Source organism: Streptomyces sp. Tu 2975 (genome assembly GCF_009832925.1).
GTDB lineage: Bacteria > Actinomycetota > Actinomycetes > Streptomycetales > Streptomycetaceae > Streptomyces.
Map to the genome: position 1 here is coordinate 5193357 of NZ_CP047140.1, position 22275 is coordinate 5215631.

Here is a 22275-nt window from a genome sequence, read left to right on the forward strand (position 1 = left end):
GGCGGCGCCCGCCCCGCATCCCGGCCGCCTCGTGGCGGCGTCGTGTACCGCGGCCGGTGTACGTAGGCGGCGGCGCGTACTACTTCAGGAGGCGCTCCGGTTCCACCCGGCGGCAGCCGACGGCGGGCGGCCGTGCGCTTAGGGTTTCCACCATGGAGATCCGACTTCCCCGGCCGCGGGGCCGATGGTTCGCGGGCGTCGCCGCCTTCGCCGTGCTCGCCGGCGCCGGTACGTGGACCGCCGTCGCCGACGACGCCGCGCCCGCCGTGCACCGCGAGGACCGGGTGCACGGCATGCCCGGGGCGAAGATCGACACCTCGTACTTCACCAGCGGCGGCGACGAACGGCGGCCCGCCGTCCTGCTCGGGCACGGCTTCGGCGGCAGCAAGGAGGACGTCCGTGCGCAGGCCGAGCAGCTGGCCCGTGACGGGTACGCCGTACTGACGTGGTCGGCCCGCGGCTTCGGCCGCTCCACCGGGCAGATCGGACTCAACGACCCCGACCGCGAGGTCAAGGACGTCTCCCGGCTGATCGACTGGCTGGCGAAGCGGCCCGAGGTGACGCTGGACGCCGACGGCGACCCGCGCGTCGGCATGAGCGGCTCCTCGTACGGCGGCGCGATCTCCCTGCTCGGTGCGGCGTACGACCGCCGGGTCGACGCGATCGCACCCCAGATCACGTACTGGAACCTCGCGGACGCCCTGTTTCCCGACGGCGTCTTCAAGAAGCTGTGGGCCGGCATCTTCTTCTCGACCGGCTCCGCCGCCTCCCTGGACACAGCCCCCGGAAGCGGCCAGGTCCGGCCCGACACCCCCGAGGAGCCGCCCGCGGGCGAGGTCCCGGAAGGCCGGGACCAGGCCGCCGCCCCGTCCGGCGAGGCCGCCGCGCCCGCCCCCGAGAACCCGGCCGGGTGCGGGCCGTTCGAGCCCGCCCTGTGCGCGATGTACGAGCGGGTCGCCGTGGCCGGCAAGCCCGATGCCGAGGCCCGCGAGCTTCTCGAGAGCCGCAGCCCCTCCGCGGTCGGCGACCGCATCAGGACGCCCGCGCTGATCGTGCAGGGCCGGTCCGACTCGCTGTTCCCGCTCTCGCACGCCGACGCCATGGCGAAGACGATCCGCGCCAACGGCGCACCCGTCGCCGTCGACTGGATCGCCGGCGGCCACGACGGCGGCGACCGGGAGACCGGCCGTGTCGAGGGCCGCATCGGCGACTGGTTCGACCGGTACCTGAAGCAGGACAAGAGCGTGGACACCGGTCCCCCCTTCCGCGTCAGCCGCACCGGCGGCGTCGACTCCACCGACGGGCAGGCGCTGCTGCGCGGAGCGACCGGCCCCGCCTACCCCGGCCTGACCGACGGCACCCGGCAGTTCGCGCTCGCCGGACGCGAGCAGCGGTTCTCCAACCCCGCGGGCGGCACCCCGCCGGCCATCTCCGCCGTCCCCGGCCTCAGCGGCGGCGCCGGCGCGCTGTCCTCCCTGGGCATCGGCCTGTCCCTGGACTTCCCCGGCCAGTTCGCGAGTTTCGCGTCGAAGCCCCTCGACACCTCGGTCCGCATCACCGGCTCGCCCACCGTCAGGGTGAAGGTGGCCTCGGACAGCGGCGACGCCGTCCTGTTCGGCAAGGTCTACGACGTCGGACCGGACGGCAGGCAGCAGGTGCTGCCCTCACAGCTCGTCGCCCCCGTACGGGTCGAGGACGCGAAGGCCGGCAAGGAGGTCGAGCTGACCCTGCCGGCCGTCGACCACGAGGTCGACGCCGGGCACCGGCTGCGTCTCGTGCTGTCGGCGACCGACCTCGGCTACGCGTCCCCGGCGGCCCCCGCCACGTACACCGTCTCCCTCGCCGGGCAGCTTTCCGTGCCCACCGCGCCCGCCGTGAAGACGCAAGCGGCCGGCCTGCCGTGGTGGGTGTGGGCGATGCCCGCCGCGGGCGCGGTCGTGGCAGCGGCCCTGCTCCTCACCGCCCGTCGCCGCACCCTCGCCCCGCCGCCCGACGCGGAACGCGCCGATGTGCCGCTGGAGATCACCGGACTCGCCAAGAAGTACTCCCGCTCCGCCGACCGGTACGCGGTGCGGGACCTGTCCTTCCGCGTCGAGAAGGGCCAGGTGCTCGGCCTCCTCGGCCCCAACGGCGCAGGCAAGACCACCACCCTGCGGATGCTCATGGGCCTGATCCGTCCCGACGCGGGCGAGATCAGGGTCTTCGGCCACGCGATCAGGCCGGGCGCGCCCGTCCTCTCCAGGGTCGGCGCGTTCGTCGAGGGTGCCGGATTCCTTCCTCACCTGTCGGGGCGCGACAACCTGGAGCTGTACTGGCAGGCCACCGGCCGTCCCGCGGCCGACGCGCACATCGAGGAGGCCCTGGAGATCGCCGGCCTCGGCGACGCGCTGGCCCGGGCGGTGCGCACCTACTCCCAGGGCATGCGCCAGCGGCTCGCCATCGCCCAGGCCATGCTGGGCATGCCGGACCTGCTCATCCTCGACGAGCCGACCAACGGCCTCGACCCGCCGCAGATCCGCGAGATGCGGGACGTGATGATCCGCTACGCCGAGGGCGGCCGGACCGTCATCGTCTCCAGCCACCTCCTCTCCGAGGTCGAGCAGTCCTGCACCCACCTGGTGGTCATGGACCGCGGCCGGCTCGTACAGGCCGGGCCGGTCGCGGAGATCACCGGCGAGAGCGACACCCTGCTCGTCACCACCGACGGCGAGGTGCCGGAGCAACTCGTCGAGAAGATCGCCGCTCTGCCCGGGATCGGTTCCGCGGTCCGCACCGGCGACGGGCTGCTCGTACGGCTCGACGGAGCGACCGCCACCGAGATGATCACCGAACTGGTGCGCATGGACGTGCCCCTGACGGGCGTGGGCCCGCACCGCCGCCTGGAGGACGCGTTCCTCACCCTGATCGGAGGTTCCGCATGAGCGCGCCCGTGGCAACCGGCACGACGACGCCCGTGATCGTGGGGTCCGCGCCCGGCTACCGTGCCCGCCGCACGCTGCCGCTGCGGGTGGAGGCGATGCGGCAGCTGAAGCGCCGCCGGACGCTGGTGATGGCCGGGGTGCTGGGCGCGCTGCCGCTCGTCCTGATCGCTGCCTTCGCGATCGGCGGCACCCCGGACGGCCGGGACAACGGCCGGATCACGCTGATGGACACCGCCACGGCGTCGGGTGCGAACTTCGCGGCCACCTGCCTGTTCGTCTCGGCCGGCTTCCTTCTCGTGGTGCCGGTGGCGCTGTTCCACGGCGACACCGTCGCGTCGGAGGCCAACTGGTCGTCCCTGCGTTATCTGCTGGCCGCACCGGTACCGCGCACCAGACTGCTGTGGTCCAAGCTGGCCGTGGCGCTGGGCTTCAGCGCGGCGGCGATGCTGCTCCTGCCGCTGGTGGGCCTGGTCTCCGGGACGATCGCCTACGGCTGGGGGCCGCTGGAGCTGCCCACCGGCGGATCGCTGGCGGCCGCCGACACCCTGGCCCGGATCGGCCTGGTCGTGGCGTTCGTGTTCGTCTCCCAACTGGTGACCGCCGGGCTCGCGTTCTGGCTCTCCACGAAGACCGACGCGCCGCTGGGAGCGGTCGGCGGAGCCGTGGGCCTGACGATCGTCGGCAACGTGCTCGACGCGGTCACCGCGCTGGGCGGCTGGCGCGAAGTCCTTCCCGCCCATTGGCAGTTCGCCTGGATCGACGCCCTCCAGCCGCAGTTGGAGTGGAGCGGCATGCTGAAGGGCTCCGCGGTCTCCGTCACGTACGCGCTGGTCCTGTTCGCCCTCGCGTTCCGCAACTTCGCCCGCAAGGACATCGTCTCGTAGGGGCGAGGCGGGGCGTACCGGACAAAGCGCCGGTCCCGTTGCCGCATTGAGACTCTTCCGCAACGCTGCCGACTGCTCCCGTCGGCCCTCTCGGACGTCACATTCACAAGTGCCGACGACACGAGGGGGAGTCCGGATGACATTCCGAACAGCGACGCGTACGAGGCTGGGCAAGGTGGTCGTGGCGGCCGCCCTGGCCGGCGGTGTGCTCCTCACCGCGAGCTGCGGGGGCTCGGACAACATGGCGACCGACTCCTCCGAGGGGTACGCCCCGGCGCCGGACGGAGCGCCCGCGCCGGTCGTACCGGACGGGGGCAAGGGCGGACCGGACCGGGACACGTCGGGTGAGGAGAAGCGGGACATCGCGCCGCCCTCCGACTACCTCTCGACGTTCGCGCTCGACGTGGACACCGCCTCGTACGACTACACGCGCCGCCTCCTCAAGGAGGGCGGGGCGCCCGGCCGGCACCAGGTACGGCCGGAGGAGTTCATCAACAGCTTCCGGCAGGACTATCCCGGCCCAAGGGCGACGGGTTCACCGTGACGGTCGACGGAGCCCGGCCGGGCGACAGCGCCGGCGGCGGTGAGGGCGAGATCAAGCCGCAGACCCAGGACGCCGAGGGGTACGAGGACGGCAACTGGTCCCTGGTCCGTGTGGGACTCGCCACCCGGCCCGCCGGCCGTGAGGCCGACCGGCCCCCCGCCGCGCTCACCTTCGTGATCGACATCTCCGGCTCCATGGCGGAGCCCGGCCGGCTCGACCTCGTGAAGAAGTCGCTCGGCACCCTCACCGACCAACTGCGTGACGACGACTCCATCGCCGTCGTCACCTTCAGCGGCGAGGCGGAGACCCGGCTGCCCATGACCCGACTCGACGGCAACCGCGACCGCGTCCGCTCCGTCGTCGACGAGCTGGAGCCGACCGACTCCACCAACGTCGAGGCGGGCGTCACGACCGGCTACGACGAGGCTGTGGAAGGCCGCCGCAAGGGCGCCACCAACCGTGTGGTGCTGCTCTCCGACGCCCTCGCCAACACCGGCGAGACGGAGGCGGAGGCGATCCTCGAGCGCATCGACGACGCCCGCCGCGAGCACGGCATCACCCTGTTCGGCGTCGGCGTCGGCAGCGACTACGGCGACGACCTGATGGAACGCCTCGCCGACAAGGGTGACGGCCACACCACGTACGTCTCCACCGACGAGGAGGCACGCAAGGTCTTCGTCGACCAGCTGCCCCGCCACGTCGAACTGCGGGCCCGGGACGCCAAGGCGCAGGTCGCGTTCGACCCGCAGACCGTCCAGCAGTTCCGGCTCATCGGCTACGAGAACCGGGAGGTCGCGGACGACGACTTCCGCAACGACCGGGTGGACGGCGGCGAAGTGGGCCCCGGCCACACCGTGACGGCGCTCTACGCGGTACGCCTGCGGGACGGCGCGCGCGGCCACGTCGCCACCGCGACCGTGCGCTGGCTCGACCCGAAGACCCGGGCGCCGCACGAGGAGAGCGGCACCGTGGAGACCGACGCGATCGACGGGGCCCTGTGGGACGCACCGTCGAAGCGGCTCCAGATCACGGCGGTCGCCGCGTACTTCGCCGAGTCGCTGCGCGGAGGCTCGGTGCCGGGCGCGCCGGGCCTCGGCGCGCTGGAGGACCGGACACGGGCGCTCGCGAGGTCCACGGAGGACAGCGCCGTGGAGGAACTGGCCGACGCGATCGAGCGGGCGCAGCGGTCGGGGCGGTACTGAAGACCCTCGACGAGACGAGACGAGACGAGACGAGACGAGAGGCGAGGCCGGGGCGGTCGGGGCCGTCCCCTGGCCGCCCCGCCCTCGCGGGGCACCTGACCGGCCGTCGGGCGGCGCTCCTCGCGGATGGTCGGAGAGCGGTTCGACAGCGGTTCGAGAAGGGGTCGAGACCGGTGGGAAACCGGCCTCGGACCGCCGCACGCCGTCCGAAAAGACGGCGCGCCGCCCTCCGCGTCAGGCCATCATGAACGGCATGGCCACCCTTCTCCTCGCCCTCGCCGTCGTGTCCACCGGTCTGTACGCCGGCTTCTTCGTGATCTTCCAGACGGGCATCATGCCCGCGCTCGCGACCCTGTCCGACGAACAGTTCGTGCCGGCCATGCGCCGCATCAACGAGAAGGTGCCACGGGGCACGTTCATGCTGGCCTTCCTCGGCAGCCTGGGATTCCCCGTAGCGGTGCTCTTCGTCCCTGTCGACGGCCGTACCGCCACCGATCGTTGGCTGGTCGTCGCCGCCCTCGTCTGCGCGTTCATCGGCCACGTCATCACCAGCGCCGGGAACGTCCCGCTCAACAACGCCCTCGCGGCGGCCGAGAACTCACCACGGCACGCCCGTGAGGTCCGGGCCGCGTTCGAGGGCAAGTGGAACGCTTTCCACTTGGTTCGCACGCTGTTCGCCCTCGCCGCGTTCGTGCTCATGGTGTGCGCCGCGACATCCTGAGGCGCCGTGCCCCGGTGACCTGGCGCCCCTGTCACGCGGCGACGTGGTCGGGCCGTGCGAGTCGCCGCGCCCGTCAGAAACTGCCGGGCGCCGCCTCGAGCCGCAGGAACAGGATCGACTCGCCCACCCGACGGTAGTCGGCCACGCTGCCGTCGACCTCGTACCCCATGAACCGGCAGAGCCACCGGGCGGCGAGCGGATGGCGGGGCGCGTAGCGGGCCATGAGCAGGCCGCCCTCCTCCGGTGTGACCGGCCGGGCCGTCACCGGGTAGTAGCGGCGGCCGACCTGGATGGTGGCCTGCGGGGTGTGGAGAAGGTTCCGGTACCACTGGGCCCGCGGTCCGAAGCCCGATGCCACCGTCCACGATCCACCGGTCCGATCGGATTCCACCACCTCGATGACCGTCTTGCGGGTCAGCCCCGACGTACGGCCGGTGTGGATCAACAGCAGCAGACGCCGCCCGAACAGGGGCCCGAGGCCGATCCGGTAGAGGTGGACCGGCAGCCTGGCCACGACGCGTCTGACACCGACAGGGAGTGGGGGACGCTGCGGCGCGGGGCGCTGAGATGTCACGTACCTGCCTCTCTGAGCGGTGTGTAGGGGCGGGGGCCTGGGCGGGCGATCAGGAGCGGGTAGTTCTCCGGGAGCGGCTTCGATTCGGTAACGGGGGCGGACCAGGACGATTCGACTGTGCAACCTTTGCATAGTCTAAGAGTGGTGGCGAGGCCGTCGGGGGCGCCCGCGCCCCTCTTCCGCGCGCCCGGCTGCCGCGTGGCCGTGTCGCCCGACGGAGACCGTTTCCCGCCAGCCGATCAACCGCGGAGTCCGACTTGGCCGAGCAGATCCCGTCGCGCTCCCGACTGCTGTCCGCCCTCCCGTTCGTGGTGATGGGCATAGTCGCCCTGGTCGACGTGACGGCCGGGTCGAGCGTGGGATTTCTCGCCCTCGTCTCGCTCGGTCCCGCCTTCGCCGGACTCGTGGGCGGATGGCGGCGCACGGCACTGATCGGCGTCCTGTCGCTGGGCTTCTGCTTCGGCCTCGGGATCTACGACGGGGTGCTCGGCGAACGCCGCTGGTACTCCGCCATGGCCTCGGTCGCCGGGGTGACCGGAGCGGGTGTGGCGGCCGCGGTGATGCGGCAGCGACGGGAGGCGGAACTCGCCAGCATGCGTTCCATCGCGGAGGTCGCGCAGCGCGTGCTGCTGCGGCCGGTGCCGCGCACGGCGGGCCATCTGCGGGTTGCCGTCTCCTACACCTCGGCGGTCGCGGAAGCCCGTATCGGCGGCGACCTGTACGAGGTGGTCACCTCACCGGGCGGCGTGCGGGTCATCGTCGGCGACGTCCAGGGGAAGGGGCTCGAGGCGGTCGAGACGGCAGCGGTCGTCCTCGGCGCCTTCCGGGAGGCGGCGCACGAGGAAGAGAGCCTGGCAGGCGTCGGCGAGCGGCTCGAGAGGGCCCTCGACCGGGAGCTTCAGGGCGGAGAGAAGTTCGTCACCGCGGTGCTCGCGGAACTGGAGCCGGGCAAGGGCGTGACCCTGCTCAACTACGGGCATCCCGCGCCGATGGTCGTGCGCAGCGACGGAACGGTCTCCTTCGCGGAGCCGCCCCGGCGTGCCCTGCCGCTCGGGCTCGGCCTCCATGGGACCTCCGCCCCGGAGCCGTTCACCGCCGACTTCGCGCCCGGCGACCAGATGTTCCTGTACACCGACGGAGTCACCGAGACCCGCGACCGGGGCGGCCGGTTCTACCCGCTCGGCGAGCGCGGCCATCTGTTGAGAACCCAGGATCCGGAGGCGGCGCTGGCGGAACTCCGCGCGGACCTGGAGCAGTACGCACAGGCACCGCCGCACGACGACGCCGCGATGCTGCTGATCCGCCACCGCCGGGAGTGACGGCGGCGCGGTGGCGCGGTGAGACGTCGGCACGTCGGCGCCCGGTTCCCCGCCGTCCGCTGCTGCGGGCCGAACGACGGGTGGGCGGCGCCCGGCCAGGATGCGTGGCGCGAGGCCGCCGCACGGCACCGGGGCGGCGCGCGGTACAAAGAAGAAATGACCGAACCAGCGCACCCCTCGGACTCCTCGCGGGAGATGGACGACGTCGACGCCGTGACCCGTGCGGTGCTGACCGCGTCCCGGCTGCTCGTCGCCCTCTCGGCCCGCTCGCTCGCCACCGTCGAGGACCGGGTGACGTTGCCGCAGTTCCGCCTGCTGGTCGTGCTGTCGCTGGAGGGGCCGGCCAAGCTGGTCGTACTCGCCGACCGGCTCGGTGTGAACCCGTCGACGGCCATGCGCATGGTGGACCGGCTGATCGCGGCGGGCCTGGCCGACCGGCAGGTCAACCCGGACAACCGGCGAGAGACGGTGCTGCGCCTGACGACGGAGGGCCGGCGCATCGTCGAGGACGTCACGGCCCAGCGCCGTATGGAGATCGCGGCGATCGTCGAACGGCTCGACCCGTCGCAGCGGGCCGCGCTCATCGGTGCCCTGGCCGCCTTCACGGACGCCGGCGGCGAACCGGCGGTGCCCGAGGGCGACGGCGAGCTGTACCCGCTGGGCTGGTCGGACATGGGGCCGCGCCCCGGCCGCTGACGCCGAAGGGCGGAAGGGGAGGACCCGGTCGACATCGCCGGCGTGCGGTGGTCGAGCTGCGTCACCGTGCCAGTGCCGCTCCCGGGCAGAGGCCGGCGAGTGGCCGGGTCCTCCACCACGAGAAGCATTGCACAGTGCAAGGGATTTTACTTCCCCTTGGCAAGGTCGGGTCCGCCGGACTGCGCAGAGACGCTGCGGCGCGTCACTTCGGCGCGACCGCCGCCTCGACCTCCGCGAAGGTCGCGGCGTCGACGAGCCCGGTGTCCTCAAGGACCTCCATGTGGTCCAGCACCGTCTGGTTCGCCTGGCGGGCGTGACGGCGGATCAGGTCGTTCTGCGTGGCGGCCCTGACCTCGGCGATCGTGGCGAAGATCTTGCCGTGCGAGGAACGCAGCAGGTTCGCGAAGAGCCGGTCGAACTCGGCGCCCTGAGCGTTCTCCAGCTGCGTCACGAAGCCCTGCTGCTCCTCGGTGGCCTCGTTGGGCAGCTCCACACCCAGGATCTTGGCGTCCTCGCGTACGAGCTGGTCGAGCTTGCTGTGACCGTCGAGGAGATGCAGCCCGGCCCGCTTCACGGCCTCACTGGAGGCATGGGTCTGGGCCAGCCGTCCTGCGGGGATCTCCCAGAGTCCCGCCTGACGCACCTTCACCAGGAACGTCCGGTCGACCTCGGTCACCTTCTGCGGCCCCTGCGCCTCCGCGGCCGTCGCCCCCGAGAATCCGGCGCCCGCGTGACCGGCGCCGTGCTGGGCGGCCCCACCCGTCGCGGTGGTCCCTGCGGTCGCCTCCCCGCTGCCCGTCTGCAGCGACACGACCACCAGAGCGGCCGCGGCGACGGCGGCGGTGACCATGGCGACGACCCGCACGGAAACCTTGGAGCGTGCTGCACGTCGGTTCGAACGCATTGATGCCTCCCGGCTCGGCATTGAGAAAAATGACAGATGGCATTCGGGAGCTGTTGTGGCGGCTGGCACGGCACGCAGAGATGAGTACGGGCGCGTGAGCCGGGATGTTCAACGCGCGCCGCACGTGAGGGCCGTGGGGGATGTGACGGGGGCTGAGGTTCTGAGTGTGTGGGGGGCGAAGCGGCGTGTGGCGGCGTCGAGGGGGCGCCCGGTGGCGCCCCCGGCCGATCGGTCCGCGTCCTGGGCCGGTCGTCCGCGTCGTGGGGCCGCCTCGCTCCGCGTCAGTCCGCGACATCGACTCCGTAGCCGCGGGCGAGCGCCGCCAGCCCGTGGTCGTAGCCCTGGCCCACGGCCCGGAAGCGCCACAGTGGTCCGCGGCGGTATAGCTCGGCGAGCAGCAGCGTCCGCTCCGTGGTGGCGGCGTCCAGGGCCGCCTGAGCGAGCGGAGCGGCGCTCCCGCCGGGTCCGGTGGTCACCTGCACGGCGCCGACGTCGCCGAACGTCGGTGTGCCGTCGATCGCCGCCGCTACGACGACCCGCCTGACCGCCGGCGGCAGCGCGCCGAGATCGGCGGTGACCGTCTGCTCCGTCGGGCCGTCGGTCAGCAGCCGTACGGCTCCGTCCGGGCTTTCCGGCGCTCCGTAGAAGACGAAGTGCTCGTCGCAGGACACCTGGTCGTCCTCGTCGACGAGGAACGCGACGAGGTCGATCTCGCAGGTCGTCTGCTGCGCCCAGGTGGCACTGACGCTCCACAGGGACCCGGCACGGCGGTCGGGCAGATCGACGACACCGCCCCTCGGCAGCACCTGTGGGCCCTGCCGCCGCTCGCTCCATGCGGGCACCGGGGCGACGACGGGCGCGTCCAGCCACGCTTCCTCGTACGCCGGGATCCGGAGCGTCTCGATCCGCCGCATCCGGCGGTCGGCCTCCGCGCCGGCCAGCAGGACGACATCGGTGACGCCGGAGGACAGGTTGATCGCCGCGGCGCCTCCGAGCTCGACGACACGGACCCGGGCGGACGCCGCCTCGGGGTGTGTCCCGCCGAGCACCAGCACCCGCCGCCCACGCAGCGGCCCGGCCGGGTCGGCCTCCCGCACGGCGGGGACGGGTGCCGGCGCGGTGGGCACGGGGGCCGGCGCGGTGGACACGGGCTCGCGTGGCGCGGGGACGGGAGTGGGCGCGGTGGACAGGGGTTCGTGGGCAGCGGACTCGCGTGCGGCGGGTACGGGCGCGGCGGCCGGCACGGGAACGGTGGTCGAGGGGGCGGCGGTCGGCATGGGAACGGTGGTCGAGGGGGCGGGAGCGCCGGCCTGGGTCGACGCCTCGTGCGCCGTGCCCGGCCGCACGTCTTCGAGCAGCCTCAGGAACTCCTGCTCGTCGATGACGGGCACTCCCTCGGCGACGGCCCGCCGCGCCTTGGCCGAACCGGAGGACCGGTCGTTCGTCACCAGGACGCCGGTGTGCCGGCTGACGGAGCTCATCACATTGAGCCCGGCGGCCACGGCCCTGTGCACCAACTCCGCGCGGGCCGTTGCCGTCGCGCCCGTGACGGCGATCTTCATGCCCTGCACGAGCGGTCCGCCCATGGCCATCCGGCCGGGATTCCGGAAGGCGCAGGGCGTCTTCGGCGGGCTCGGGGTGAACCGCGCGTCCTGCCGGGGCGGGCAGGTGACGAACGGCAGCGGCAGGTCCAGCCGCGCCGCCTCCCGCAGGGACGCGCGCAGCACACCGGCCAGCACCCGCGTGTCGTCGAGGGCGTCGTGCGCCCGTAGTCGGGGCACGCCGTAGTGGGCGGCGAGTGTCCCGAGCCGGAGATCCTGCGTCGGCGGGTCGACCCGCCGGTTCAGCGCCAGCGTGCACAGCCGCCTGGCGACAGGCAGCAACACCCCGGCGCGGGCGAACTCGTGGGCGAGGAAGTCGTAGTCGAACTGCGCGTTGTGCGCGACGAGCACCCGGCCCTCGAGCATCCCCGCGATCCGCTGCGCGACCTCCTCGAACGCCGGCGCTCCGCGCAGCCGCTCGGCCGTGAGCCCATGGACGTGGACCGGGCCCGGGTCGCACCCCGGGTCCAGCAGCGTCGAGAACTCGCCGGTCTGCTGCCCGTCCGGCCCGACGGTCACCACGGCTACCGACAACACCCGGTCCCGCCGTGCCACGAGCCCCGAGGTCTCCACATCGACGAGCGCCCAATCATGGGCGTATGCGGGCAAGTTGGATACATCGAGATCCGCGGCGGCGAGAGTCATGGCGGAAGGATGGTCCGACCTTCACAATTTCTTCAACCTGGATGATGATTTCTCCCGTTATGCGGAGCGTGCGGATGCTCTACTCCGACATCTCCGACCCTGTGCGCGCCCCCTGGTCGATCAGCCAGGCGACGACGTCCCGGGCTCCCTGCGCCTGTTGTTCTTCCTGTGCGCGGGCGACGTCGAGGGGCGCCATGCCGCCATGGCCCACTTGGTCGATGTGCGCCCCACGCGCCAGCAGGTACTGGGCCGTGGCCAGTTGCCCACCGTGGCAGGCGCCCCAGAAGGCGCGTGTGATCTCCTCGGGCGTCGGTGCGTCCGGGCCCGTGACGCAGCACTCGACACGGTCGAGCAGGCCGAGGGTGGCCGCCTCCTCGAGCGTCGTACGCGCCCCGAGCTCGACGAGCCGGTACGCGGCCTCCCACTGCCCGAACCCGCAGGCGTCGGCGAGCGGTGTACCGCCCCCGATGACGGCCCCGTCCGCCTCGATGTCGGCTCCGGCCGCGACGAGGGCGTCCAGCACGGCGACGTCGTTGCACGACGCCGCCCAGTGCAGCGGTGTCTCCGCGTGGGCGCCGCTGAACCGAGCCCCGGGATCGGCGCCGGCGGCGACCAGGGCCGCGACCGTCCGCGGCCCTCCCGGGAAGTGCCCGGGCCAGTCGGCGACGACATGCAGCAGACTCCGCCCACCCGGCCCGCATCCCTCGCGCACCTCGACGATCCGTGCCCGGGCAAGCCCCGGGTGTTCCTCGAGCAGCCGTCCGAGCAGCCCGAGATCACCGTCCCGGACGGCACCGGTGACGGCGAGAGCGAGCGGGTCCTGCGAATCGAGGGTCAGCATGGGAACAGGGTCGCTGACGCGGGGGCGGGGCGGGGGCGACGTGATGCAGGCGGCATCAGGTTCGACGCTTACGTGTCCGATACGTCCGCCGGTCTATGGTGCCTGCCACCAGCGAAAAGGCCCTCCGGGTCGGAGGGCCTGATGGTGGTGCGCGATGTGCGCCCCCGGCAGGACTCGAACCTGCGGCCAAGCGCTTAGAAGGCGCCTGCTCTATCCACTGAGCTACGGGGGCCGGTGATGGCCTCGGTGGCCTGGAGCCCCCTTCGGGGTGGTCCGTGACCTTGCCGGGCACAAGGATAGGGCTCCGATCGCCTTGACCCGGTTGCTTCGCCTGCGTGGCACGATGTGGAGGTTCGGTGAAGCGAACCGATAATCGCAGGCAGGCGCGATTCGTGCATCGCTTTTGACGTCTCGCGTCCCGGGTGTTGTGCACTCGTTATGCCTGCGTCCCACTCGTCCCATGTGTCCCATCTGTCTGATCGGCGCGCAGAGATCGTCATACGCTTCAAAAAGTCACCAAAATTGGGCATTCTTCGCATGTGGTGACCTTGGATGCACGGCCTCAGCTGATCGACGCACTTTCCGCCCTGCGCGACCGTGTCGCCGCCGTGCGTCTTCCACTTCCCCTCGCCGGCGCGCCCCGGGCCCGGCAGACGCGGGCCGAGCTGCTCGCCCAGCTCGACGACTATCTGGTGCCCCGTCTCAAAGATCCCGAAGCGCCCTTGCTCGCCGTCATCGGCGGGTCCACCGGCGCCGGGAAGTCCACGCTCGTCAACTCCCTTGTGGGGCGACGGGTCAGCGAGGCAGGGGTGCTGCGGCCGACGACCCGTACGCCTGTGCTGGTGTGCCACCCCGACGACCACCACTGGTTCGCCGGTATGCGGGTGCTGCCGGAGCTCACCCGGGTCTGGATGCCTCCCCAGGAGGAGGCCGAGGAGGAGCGTCTGCTGTCCGCCAGAGCCGGCGGCCGCAACGGAGGTGGCCGCAACGGCGGCGGGCGGGCCGCGGAGGAGAAGGCGCTGCGGATCGAGACGGCCTCCCTGCTCCCACGAGGCCTGGCGCTGCTCGACGCTCCCGACATCGACTCGCTGGTCGTCGAGAACCGACTGCTGGCCGGGGAGTTGCTCTGTGCGGCCGATGTGTGGGTGATGGTGACGACGGCCTCGCGCTACGCCGACGCTGTCCCATGGCACCTGCTGCGCACGGCGAAGGAGTACAACGCCACGCTGGTGACCGTGCTCGACCGGGTGCCGCACCAGGTGGTCGAGGAGGTGTCGCGCCAGTACGCGGCGCTGCTGACGAAGGCGGGCCTCGGCGACGTGCCCCGGTTCACGATCCCGGAGCTGCCCGAGTCGGCCGGTGGCGCCAACGGGCTGCTGCCCAACACGGCCGTCGCGGGACTGTTCTCCTGGCTCGCCCACCGGGCGCAGGACCCGGCGGCGCGCCAGCAGGCCATCAGCCGTACGGCAGGGGGCGTGATCGATTCGCTCAACATGCGGATGCCGGAGCTGGCGAGCGCGGTCGCGGCACAGTACGCGGCCGCCGTACGGCTGACGAGCGCGGTCGAAGAGGCGTACGAAGCGGAACGCGCCCGGGTGCGCAGGCAGCTCCGGGCAGGCGCCGTACTGGCCGGCGACGCCCGCACCCGCTGGCGCGGCTACCCCCGCGACAGCTCGGCCGCCGAACTGCTGGACTCCCTCGTCGCCAGCCTGTCCGCGCTGCTGCAGTGCGCCGTCGCCGCCGCCGACGAGCAGGTCGAGAACGCCTGGCGGCGGGAGCCCGCGGCGGCCGGGGTCGCCCGCCCCGGCCGGCGTGACCTGGAGGCGGGGGAGCGGATCGGGATGGCCGTGCGGCGCTGGCGCCGGGTCCTGGAGGAGCTCGCCGACGAAGAGGTGCGGGGCATGGAGCGCAACGCCGCGCCCGACCCGGAGACGGTCGCCGCGCTGCTCGCGACCTCGCTCCTGGGCGGCCGGCGGGCGCGCGGCGCGGGTGAGCGGCTCGCCGAGCGGATCGGCGCACAGAGCGCGCTGCGCCTGCGCGACAAGGGCGGCGAGCTGGCGACGACGTACATCGACGACGTACTGAACAGCGAGCGGGAGCGGCGGCTGGCGCCCCTCGACGCGCTCGAGGTGAGCCCCGAGCCCCAGGCCGAGCTGATCGCCGCGCTGTCCCTACTGCAGAAGGAGAGGTGACCGCGGGTGACCGCCATCACCGACGACGAGAACGAGACCGGCGGCCGCTGGGACGACGGCCTGATCGCCCGCCGGGTCGGTCAGCGGAACGAGGACGGCACAGGGGAAGACGACGGCACAGGTCCCAGGGGCGTGAGCCACGGGGACGGTGAAGGGGGAGGAGAGGGCGAAGGGGACCACATCGGCGACGAGCAGCTGCCTGTCGGAGGTACGTACGGCGGCCCTCTGCGCGACCGGCTCAGCGCCCTGCGCGAGCTGCTCGGGCTGTCCCAGACCCGGCTGGACGGGAAGACCCTCGCCGAGGCCGGCCGGGTCCTCGACGAGGCCGCAGCGCGCCAGCGGCTCTCCTCGCGTCACACCGTCGTGGCCATCGCCGGCGCGACGGGAAGCGGTAAGTCCACTCTGTTCAACGCGCTCGCCGGGGTGCGTATCGCGGAGACCGGGCTGCGCAGGCCCACCACGTCCGCGCCTATCGCCTGCACCTGGTCGGAGGGGGCGGCGGGGCTCCTCGACCGGCTCGCCATCCCGGGAAGGCTGCGGCGCAAGCCCCTCGCGGGCGGTGACGGGGACGAGACGCTGCAAGGGCTGGTGCTGGTGGACCTCCCCGACCACGACTCGGCCGTCGTACGGCACCGGGAGCAGGTGGACCGTGTCCTGGCGCTGGTCGACGCGGTGATCTGGGTCGTGGATCCGGAGAAGTACGCCGACGCGGCGCTGCACGAGCGCTATCTGCGGCCACTGGCCGGTCATGCCGAGATCACGTTCGTCGTGCTCAACCAGATCGACCGGCTGCCCGGCGAGGCCGCCGACCAGGTCCTGGACGATCTGCGCCGGCTGCTCGACGAGGACGGCATGGCGGTGGGTGAGCACGGCGAACCTGGCGCGACCGTCCTCGCGCTCTCCGCCCTGACCGGGGAGGGGTGGGCGAACTGCGCGAGATGGTCGGGGCCTTCGTGCAGGAGCGCAGCGCGGCGGCGCGCCGGCTGTCGGCCGATGTCGACGCGGCGGCGGCGAAACTGCGGCCCGTCTACGTGGCCGACGGCCGGACAGGCTTGGACGAGCGGGCCCGTGAGGACTTTTCCGCACGGCTCGCGGAGGCGATCGGCGCGACGGCGGCGGGCGAGGCCGCGGAGCGCGAATGGCGCAGGAACGCGGGACGCGCGTGCGGGACGCCGTGGCTGCGGCTGTGGCGCTGGTACGAGCGCAAGCGCATGCCCGGGGCGGCGGCCGTGGAGCCGGAGGTTCCCGTGGAGGAGGAGCCGACCGCGCGGCAGCGGGTCGAGCAGGCGGTCCGCACGGTCGCCGACGAGGCCGCGCACGGGCTGCCCGCCCCATGGGGCCAGGCGGTACGCGAAGCGGCCGTGCGGGGCGCGCAGGGGCTTCCCGAGGCGCTGGACGCACTGGCGGCGCGGGAGGCGTCGGATTCCAAGGGACGGCCGCTGCGCCCTGCGTGGTGGCCGGCCGCGGTGCTCGCGCAGGCGTCGATGACGCTGCTGCAGATCTTCGGCGGGCTGTGGCTGGTGGGTCAGATCGTGGGCGTACTGGAGCCGGGGCTCGTCCCTCCGGCGCTGGTCATGCTCGCCGGCATCGTGGGCGGGCCGCTGGTCGAGTGGGCGTGCGCGGCCGCGACGAAGGGCCCCGCGCGGCGGTACGGGCAGGATGCGCGGCGCCGCCTCCAGGAGGCAGCGGCCGGCTGCGGGCGCGCGAAGGTACTCGATCCGGTGGCGGCCGAACTGATGCGGTACCGGGAGGTGCGGGAGCAGTACGCGACGGTGTCGGGATCCGCGAAGCCCGCGTCGCCCGGGCCCGGCGCGCTGCACGGGCGGGTACGTTCCCGGATCGGGTGACGGAGTTGTCCACAGCGGGGCGTTCGTCCACAGGCGTCGGCGGGCTCTTTCCGTCCGGTCCAGCATGGAGACCGGTCCACAGCGACCGGGCAAATGCAACCGGACGGGGAGGTGACCGTCATGAACGACACCATGGTGACGGTGGTGGGGAATGTCGCCACGAATGTGGAGTACCGGGAAACGGCCACGGGCGGGATGGCGCGATTCCGTTTCGCCGTTCCTTCGCGGCGCTGGGATCGCCGGGGCGGTAACTGGACGGACGGACCCACAAGCTTCTACACCGTCTTCGCCTGGCGCTCGCTCGCGCAGAATCTGGCCGGTTCTGTTTCGGTGGGGGAACCGCTGCTCGTGCACGGCCGCCTGAAGGTCCGTGAGGAGGAGGCGGACGGCCGGCGGCGGACGTTCGTGGACATCGACGCGCTCGCGGTGGGGCACGACCTGACCCGCGGGACCTCTGCATTCCGGCGGGTGGTGAAGAGCCGCGACCCTGACGAGAGCTCCGCGGCGGCCGTGGGGACGCCGCCGGAGCGGGCGGGCGCGCGGGTCGGGAGAACGGCGCCGCAGGGGGCCGGCGCGGGAGAGGCCGTGGCGCACGGAGTGCCCCTTGCCGCCGCCCCATGACGGAAGTTGAGGCAAACGGCCCGACCGCTCCGGGAGTGCGAGCGGGCGGAAAAGGGTGATCAGGGGGTGAACTCACCGACGGGGGTAACGATTTCGAGTCGGAATGGTTATCTGACGGCATGACCGGGCATCGCGCTGCGCGCCGTCCATAGGATTCCCGGGTACTCACGGGGCACTTGAGTCTGCTGGCGAGACACTCCCCCACGCGTCGCACGCCTTGCACACGTCGCACGCGAAAAGGTCTCGCCCGGAGGGGAATTCTGCTGTGTTTGCTGTGTTCTCTACGTCTGCCGTACGCACCCGGCGCGCCGCTCGCCGCCTGGCCGCCGCGGCGGTGGTGTCCGGCCTGATGGCCGCCGGATCCGTCGCCGGCGCCGGCGCGGCAGCCGCCGACGATGCCGTCCAGCATCAGGGCGGCGCGGTCGCCACGCTCGACGGGCTGCAGACATACGACCAGGCGGTGCTGCACACCAACGGCAAGGACCAGGAGATCCTCGCGGGTCTCTTCGAGATGACGGTCGACGGCGGCGGCCAGCTGCAGACGTACTGCATCGACATCCACAACCCGACCCAGGACCAGGCCAAGTACCTGGAGACCCCCTGGGACCAGACGTCGCTGGGCGCCAACGAGAACGCCGGCAAGATCCGCTGGATCCTGCAGCACTCGTTCCCCCAGGTCAACGATCTGGCGGCACTGGCCAAGAGCGCCGGGCTCGACGGGCAGCTGACGGACAGGACCGCCGCCGCCGGCACCCAGGTCGCCATCTGGCGGTTCTCGGACGGCGCGGACGTCACGGCGGCCGACCCGCAGGCGGAGAAGCTCGCCGACTGGCTCCAGGAGTCCGCGGCGGGCGTCGAGGAGCCCAAGGCCTCGCTGAGCCTCGAGCCGAACGCGGTCTCCGGCAAGCCCGGCGGCCGGCTCGGCCCGGTGACGGTGCGCACCGACGCCGGCCAGGTCGCCGTGGCGCCCCCGGCCGACGCGGCCTCCAGCGGCATCAAGATCACCGACGAGACCGGTAAGCCGCTGACCTCCGCGGTCGACGGCAGCAAGCTGTACTTCGACGTCCCCGAGGACGCCGCGGACGGAACGGCCACGCTGAGCGTCCAGGCGAGCATGTCGGTGCCGGTGGGACGGGCCTTCGCCAGCGCCACCAAGAGCCAGACGCAGATCCTGGCCGGATCCAGCAGGTCCACCGTCTCGGCGCAGGCCGCGGCCACCTGGGCGAAGACGGGGGCCGTCCCCTCCCTGTCGGCGAAGAAGAACTGCGCCAAGGGCGGCGTGGACATCACGGCCGGCAACAAGGGTGATGCCCCGTTCACCTTCTCGCTGGCCGGCTTCGAGCACACGATCAAGGCCGGGGAGTCCCGGACGGTGACGGTGCCGGTGGCCGAGGACCAGGCCTACGACTTCACGATCACCGGGCCCGGCGGGTTCGAGAAGAACTTCAAGGGCGTGCTCGACTGCAAGACCGCCAGCGCCCCTGCCCAGCCCGGCACCGAGACGCCGTCGTCCCGGCCCAGCCCCGCGTCGGCGGGCGGCACCTCCGAGGGACTCGAGGGTGACCTCGCCGCGACGGGCGGCTCCAGCGCCACGCCGATGATCGCGGGCATCGCGATCGTTCTGGTGCTGGCCGGCGGCGGCGCGGTCTTCTTCCTCCGTAGGAAGAAGACCGCCGGCGGAGAGTGACCAGGCAGCCGCGCACTGTGGCGCGGCACTGAGGTGATCGGGGGAGGGGCCCGGCACGGGGACGTGCCGGGCCCCTCCTGCCGGTCCACGCTCCGGCCGCTCGACGTGCCCCTGCTTGTCCGGTTCGCGGCGTCGGCCGTCCGGTTCGCGGGCGAGCGGGCAGGGCCGGGTCGCCGGGCCGCCCGCGGCACACGCAGGCATAAGGACGCGGTTTCCGTCCGGGGGGCGCCGTACGGCAAGATGGGTGTATCTGCCCACCCACTTCCTGCCGGACGGTTTCTCTTGGCTGAGTACATCTACACGATGCGCAAGACGCGCAAGGCGCACGGCGACAAGGTCATCCTCGATGACGTGACGCTGAGCTTCCTGCCCGGTGCGAAGATCGGTGTGGTCGGCCCCAACGGCGCCGGTAAGTCCACGGTGCTGAAGATCATGGCCGGTCTGGAGCAGCCCTCCAACGGCGATGCCTTCCTCTCTCCCGGCTACAGCGTCGGCATCCTCATGCAGGAGCCGAAGCTGGACGAGTCCAAGACGGTCCTGGAGAACGTCCAGGACGGCGCCGCGGAAATCATGGGCAAGCTCAAGCGCTTCAACGAGGTCGCCGAGCTCATGGCGACCGACTACACGGACGCGCTCATGGAGGAGATGGGCAAGCTCCAGGAGGACCTGGACCACGCGAACGCGTGGGACCTGGACGCCCAGCTGGAGCAGGCCATGGACGCCCTGGGCTGCCCGCCCGGCGACTGGCCCGTCGTCAACCTCTCCGGCGGTGAGAAGCGCCGCGTCGCGCTGTGCAAGCTGCTGATCGAGGCCCCCGACCTGCTGCTCCTCGACGAGCCCACCAACCACCTCGACGCCGAGTCGGTGAACTGGCTCGAGCAGCACCTGTCGAAGTACGCGGGCGCCGTCGTCGCCGTCACTCACGACCGGTACTTCCTGAACAACGTCGCCGAGTGGATCCTCGAGCTCGACCGCGGCCGTGCGCTGCCCTACGAGGGCAACTACTCCACCTACCTCGACAAGAAGGCCGCCCGCCTCAAGGTCGAGGGCCGCAAGGACGAGAAGCGCGCCAAGCGGCTGAAGGAAGAGCTCGAGTGGGTCCGGTCCAACGCCAAGGGCCGGCAGAGCAAGTCCAAGGCCCGTCTCGCCCGCTACGAGGAGATGGCCGCCGAGGCGGACAAGATGCGGAAGCTGGACTTCGAGGAGATCCAGATCCCGCCGGGCCCCCGTCTGGGCTCCGTCGTGGTCGAGGTCGAGAACCTCTCGAAGTCCTTCGGTGACAAGGTCCTCGTCGACGACCTGTCCTTCACGCTGCCGCGCAACGGCATCGTCGGCATCATCGGTCCGAACGGCGCCGGCAAGACCACGCTGTTCAAGATGATCCAGGGCCTGGAGCAGCCGGACTCCGGCACGATCAAGATCGGTGACACGGTCAAGGTCTCCTACGTCGACCAGACCCGCGCCAACATCGACCCCAAGAAGACCCTCTGGGCGGTCGTGTCGGACGAGCTGGACTACATCAACGTCGGCCAGGTCGAGATGCCGTCCCGCGCGTACGTGAGCGCCTTCGGCTTCAAGGGCCCGGACCAGCAGAAGCCGGCCGGTGTCCTCTCCGGTGGTGAGCGCAACCGCCTCAACCTGGCGCTGACCCTCAAGGAGGGCGGCAACCTGCTGCTCCTCGACGAGCCCACCAACGACCTCGACGTCGAGACGCTCTCGTCCCTCGAGAACGCTCTGCTCGAGTTCCCCGGCGCGGCCGTGGTCATCTCCCACGACCGCTGGTTCCTCGACCGGGTCGCCACGCACATCCTGGCGTACGAGGGCAACTCCAAGTGGTACTGGTTCGAGGGCAACTTCGAGTCGTACGAGAAGAACAAGGTCGACCGTCTCGGCCCGGACGCGGCACGCCCGCACCGCGCCACGTACAAGAAGCTCACCCGGGGCTGATGCGGCGCATGGCCCGTCACATCTACCGCTGCCCCCTGCGCTGGTCGGACATGGACGCCTTCGGGCACGTCAACAACGTGGTCTTCCTCCGGTACCTGGAGGAAGCGCGGATCGACTTCATGTTCCGGCTGGCGCCGGGGGACGGTTCGCCCTCCTTCTCCGGCGGCTCGGTGGTCGCACGGCACGAGATCGACTACGTGCGGCCGCTGGTCCACCGGCACGAGCCGGTGATCATCGAGTCGTGGGTGACGAAGATCAGCGCCGCCTCCCTGACCATCGCGTACGAGGTCAAGGAGGAGGACGATCCGTCGACGGTCTATGTGCGGGCCTCGACGATCGTCGTGCCGTTCAACCTCGAGTCGCAGCGGCCGCGCCGGATCAGCGCGGAGGAGAAGTCCTTCCTCGAGAAGTACCTCGACAAGGCCGCCCTCGCCGCATGAGTGTTCCCATGTCCGTGCCCGTGCAGAGTCTGCGTCTCGCCGACGTGAGGGAGGCGGAGGACCTCTCCGCCTTCCTCGGCCGGCTGATCCACTACGACCGCGCCGCCGCGGTCAGACTCCAGGCCGGGCGCGGTGCGCTCGCGGTGTTCGGGCGTCCGCCGTCCTTCGAGGTGCTCGCCATCCGTACGGCGCGGCTCGCCGAGCCCGTCGAGCTGGACGTCACCGTCTCCGCGGGGGAACTGCTGGAGTCGCTGGAGGGCGCGGAGTTCGCCGTGCCCGCGGCGGTCACCGGTCCTCCGTGGGCGGGTGTGCTTCCGCCGCGCGGCGGATGGCGGGAACTGCCGGGGCTGCCGGACGTGTCAGCGATGCGGGCGGCCGTGGCTGCGGCCGTGGCCGAGTTCCGCGGGCGGGACGAGGCGCTCCCGGCGGAGCTGCGCACCCGTGCGGAACGGGACCGCATCGGACGCGAGATCTGGTCCCGCACGGTCGGCCCGACGGCCCTTCCCCTGCGCGCCGTGCACGCCGCGCAGTCGCTCGGTTTCCTGCGGCCCGGCGTGCCCGTCGCGCTGCTGTCCGCGGGGGCGTGGCTGAGACTGCGGACGCCCTTCGGGTCGATCGCCCTGCGCACCAACGGCGTGGGCGGTCTGACCGTCACCCCGGCGTAGCCCGCCGCACGGAAGGCCCCCTCG

Annotated in this window: 15 protein-coding genes, 1 tRNA gene and 2 pseudogenes; 13 read left to right on the forward strand and 5 right to left on the reverse strand. The window is 72.2% G+C overall.

The window, feature by feature from the left end; genetic code table 11:
- The first annotated feature begins 152 nt into the window (after positions 1-152).
- The 4 genes and pseudogenes from GLX30_RS23080 to GLX30_RS23095 all read left to right on the forward strand — a co-directional run bounded on the left by GLX30_RS23080 (position 153) and on the right by GLX30_RS23095 (position 6272).
- Positions 153-2921 carry an alpha/beta fold hydrolase gene (locus GLX30_RS23080; protein WP_159691946.1) on the forward strand — a complete coding sequence of 923 codons (2769 nt, stop codon included), beginning with the start codon at positions 153-155 and terminating at the stop codon, positions 2919-2921.
- Positions 2918-3805: an ABC transporter permease gene (locus tag GLX30_RS23085; protein WP_159691948.1), complete on the forward strand. Its 888-nt coding sequence runs from the start codon at positions 2918-2920 to the stop codon at positions 3803-3805. Before GLX30_RS23080 ends, GLX30_RS23085 begins: the two co-directional genes overlap by 4 nt.
- A 136-nt stretch (positions 3806-3941) precedes the next feature.
- Positions 3942-5551: pseudogene (locus GLX30_RS23090) on the forward strand (von Willebrand factor type A domain-containing protein).
- A gap of 253 nt (positions 5552-5804) precedes the next feature.
- Positions 5805-6272, forward strand: a complete 468-nt coding sequence (locus tag GLX30_RS23095) for an anthrone oxygenase family protein (protein ID WP_159691950.1) — start codon at positions 5805-5807, stop codon at positions 6270-6272.
- A gap of 73 nt (positions 6273-6345) precedes the next feature.
- Here the strand turns inward: GLX30_RS23095 and GLX30_RS23100 are convergent, their stop codons facing one another.
- Positions 6346-6786, reverse strand: coding sequence for a nitroreductase family deazaflavin-dependent oxidoreductase (locus GLX30_RS23100; RefSeq protein ID WP_347879784.1), 441 nt, complete (start codon positions 6784-6786; stop codon positions 6346-6348).
- A gap of 374 nt (positions 6787-7160) precedes the next feature.
- Between GLX30_RS23100 and GLX30_RS23105 the strand changes: the two genes are divergently transcribed.
- Together GLX30_RS23105 and GLX30_RS23110 are read left to right on the forward strand one after the other, a co-directional pair.
- Entirely contained in the window at positions 7161-8165 is a 1005-nt protein-coding gene (locus GLX30_RS23105) for a PP2C family protein-serine/threonine phosphatase (RefSeq protein WP_244258485.1), read from the forward strand.
- Between the two features lie 156 nt (positions 8166-8321).
- Positions 8322-8861: a MarR family transcriptional regulator gene (locus GLX30_RS23110; protein WP_167306854.1), complete on the forward strand. Its 540-nt coding sequence runs from the start codon at positions 8322-8324 to the stop codon at positions 8859-8861.
- A 202-nt stretch (positions 8862-9063) separates the two neighbouring features.
- On the opposite strand, the gene GLX30_RS23115 is transcribed toward GLX30_RS23110, so the two are convergent.
- The 4 genes from GLX30_RS23115 to GLX30_RS23130 form a co-directional block, all read right to left on the reverse strand.
- Positions 9064-9765: a DUF4142 domain-containing protein gene (locus tag GLX30_RS23115; RefSeq protein ID WP_244258262.1), complete on the reverse strand. Its 702-nt coding sequence runs from the start codon at positions 9763-9765 to the stop codon at positions 9064-9066.
- A 281-nt stretch (positions 9766-10046) separates the two neighbouring features.
- Positions 10047-12011: a TerD family protein gene (locus GLX30_RS23120; RefSeq protein ID WP_159691956.1), complete on the reverse strand. Its 1965-nt coding sequence runs from the start codon at positions 12009-12011 to the stop codon at positions 10047-10049.
- A 79-nt stretch (positions 12012-12090) separates the two neighbouring features.
- Positions 12091-12852 (reverse strand): ankyrin repeat domain-containing protein, encoded by a 762-nt coding sequence (locus tag GLX30_RS23125; RefSeq protein WP_159691958.1) that lies wholly within the window; start codon positions 12850-12852, stop codon positions 12091-12093.
- Positions 12853-13011: 159 nt separating this feature from the next.
- Positions 13012-13084 (reverse strand) — tRNA-Arg (locus GLX30_RS23130).
- A gap of 316 nt (positions 13085-13400) precedes the next feature.
- Between GLX30_RS23130 and GLX30_RS23135 the strand changes: the two genes are divergently transcribed.
- The 7 genes and pseudogenes from GLX30_RS23135 to GLX30_RS23165 all read left to right on the forward strand — a co-directional run bounded on the left by GLX30_RS23135 (position 13401) and on the right by GLX30_RS23165 (position 22251).
- The gene (locus GLX30_RS23135; protein WP_159695194.1) at positions 13401-15044 is read left to right on the forward strand and encodes a dynamin family protein; all 1644 of its coding nucleotides are present in this window, start codon (positions 13401-13403) and stop codon (positions 15042-15044) included.
- A gap of 6 nt (positions 15045-15050) precedes the next feature.
- Positions 15051-16891, forward strand: a pseudogene (locus GLX30_RS23140) (GTPase).
- A 120-nt stretch (positions 16892-17011) separates the two neighbouring features.
- Positions 17012-17512, forward strand: coding sequence for a single-stranded DNA-binding protein (locus tag GLX30_RS23145; RefSeq protein ID WP_244258263.1), 501 nt, complete (start codon positions 17012-17014; stop codon positions 17510-17512).
- Between the two features lie 349 nt (positions 17513-17861).
- Positions 17862-19199, forward strand: coding sequence for an LAETG motif-containing sortase-dependent surface protein (locus tag GLX30_RS23150; protein WP_159695195.1), 1338 nt, complete (start codon positions 17862-17864; stop codon positions 19197-19199).
- A 282-nt stretch (positions 19200-19481) separates the two neighbouring features.
- Positions 19482-21146: an energy-dependent translational throttle protein EttA gene (gene ettA, locus GLX30_RS23155; RefSeq protein ID WP_159691962.1), complete on the forward strand. Its 1665-nt coding sequence runs from the start codon at positions 19482-19484 to the stop codon at positions 21144-21146.
- A gap of 8 nt (positions 21147-21154) precedes the next feature.
- Positions 21155-21586: a thioesterase family protein gene (locus GLX30_RS23160; RefSeq protein ID WP_159691964.1), complete on the forward strand. Its 432-nt coding sequence runs from the start codon at positions 21155-21157 to the stop codon at positions 21584-21586.
- Between the two features lie 8 nt (positions 21587-21594).
- Positions 21595-22251, forward strand: a complete 657-nt coding sequence (locus GLX30_RS23165; RefSeq protein WP_159695196.1) for a hypothetical protein — start codon at positions 21595-21597, stop codon at positions 22249-22251.
- The last annotated feature ends 24 nt before the right edge of the window (positions 22252-22275 follow it).

Bases quoted from the DNA above. Each gene is read 5' to 3' on its own strand.
- GLX30_RS23080 (WP_159691946.1), top strand. From the start codon at position 153: ATGGAGATCCGACTTCCCCGGCCGCGGGGCCGATGGTTCGCGGGCGTC.
- GLX30_RS23085 (WP_159691948.1), top strand. From the start codon at position 2,918: ATGAGCGCGCCCGTGGCAACCGGCACGACGACGCCCGTGATCGTGGGG.
- GLX30_RS23095 (WP_159691950.1), top strand. From the start codon at position 5,805: ATGGCCACCCTTCTCCTCGCCCTCGCCGTCGTGTCCACCGGTCTGTAC.
- GLX30_RS23105 (WP_244258485.1), top strand. From the start codon at position 7,161: ATGGGCATAGTCGCCCTGGTCGACGTGACGGCCGGGTCGAGCGTGGGA.
- GLX30_RS23110 (WP_167306854.1), top strand. From the start codon at position 8,322: ATGACCGAACCAGCGCACCCCTCGGACTCCTCGCGGGAGATGGACGAC.
- GLX30_RS23115 (WP_244258262.1), bottom strand. From the start codon at position 9,765: ATGCGTTCGAACCGACGTGCAGCACGCTCCAAGGTTTCCGTGCGGGTC.
- GLX30_RS23120 (WP_159691956.1), bottom strand. From the start codon at position 12,011: ATGACTCTCGCCGCCGCGGATCTCGATGTATCCAACTTGCCCGCATAC.
- GLX30_RS23125 (WP_159691958.1), bottom strand. From the start codon at position 12,852: ATGCTGACCCTCGATTCGCAGGACCCGCTCGCTCTCGCCGTCACCGGT.
- GLX30_RS23145 (WP_244258263.1), top strand. From the start codon at position 17,012: ATGAACGACACCATGGTGACGGTGGTGGGGAATGTCGCCACGAATGTG.
- GLX30_RS23150 (WP_159695195.1), top strand. From the start codon at position 17,862: ATGGCCGCCGGATCCGTCGCCGGCGCCGGCGCGGCAGCCGCCGACGAT.
- GLX30_RS23160 (WP_159691964.1), top strand. From the start codon at position 21,155: ATGGCCCGTCACATCTACCGCTGCCCCCTGCGCTGGTCGGACATGGAC.
- GLX30_RS23165 (WP_159695196.1), top strand. From the start codon at position 21,595: ATGTCCGTGCCCGTGCAGAGTCTGCGTCTCGCCGACGTGAGGGAGGCG.